Origin of the sequence: Bacillus sp. JJ783 (genome assembly GCF_036963225.1) — a bacterium.
GTDB classification, from domain to species: Bacteria; Bacillota; Bacilli; order Bacillales; family Bacillaceae_G; genus Bacillus_A; species Bacillus_A cereus_U.
In genome coordinates this window covers 7470-8161 of sequence record NZ_JBALMG010000208.1, presented here as the reverse complement: position 1 = coordinate 8161, position 692 = coordinate 7470, and the positions used below count along the sequence as shown (strand labels likewise).

Below are 692 nucleotides of genomic sequence, written 5' to 3'. Positions count from 1 at the left end.
CATAAACTATAAAGTGTAAATCATACTTTACATTTTTCTTTTATACCAACTTAACAAAGAGAATTTTCCAATTGATTTATTACTTATTTTTCATAAAAAATATAGCCCTCCCTAATATTATTAGGAAGGGACTATATACAAATACCAGTTTAATTTCCCACTAAACATTGTAACGAATTAAACGATATTAATACCTGCACTTGCAAATCCATCAATTGTAGCTATTGGACTAGCTCCTGTCAATGAAACATATACTAGTATTTTATCCCCAGCGGCTACTGGAATATTAAGAGGTTCGATTCCTGATGCTGTAGCACCAACCACTATTCCGACAAATGTTGGTAATAATAATAGAGGTGCTCCCACTGGTGAAAACGTATTACTTGCTGCAGATGCAATTAATATTTGCATTTGAACTTGAGTAGTTCCTAATGAAACTCCCGCTAATACACTAAAGAAACCTGCTAATGACGTAATAGTCCCTGCGCGTGGTGCTACAAATGCATAATCACCTATACCTGCCGCTAATGTGATATCGCCTCCACCCAATAAAGATATGCCAGGCTGACTAAAACCAAATCCAAGGAGAGTTCCTGTACCAATAGTTCCTGCTACCAGGTTAACTAACACAGCTGGTGTTGTACCTGAAGCATATGGAATAATAGCTCCGCCACCTGTTGCTCCTGTTGCTC

General features: G+C 37.4%; 1 protein-coding gene. It reads right to left on the bottom strand.

The window, feature by feature from the left end; all coding sequences use genetic code 11:
• Window positions 1–177: 177 nt before the first annotated feature.
• A partial coding sequence (locus V7038_RS28235; RefSeq protein WP_335695990.1) for an exosporium glycoprotein BclB-related protein occupies window positions 178–692 on the bottom strand: 515 nt, incomplete at its 5' end.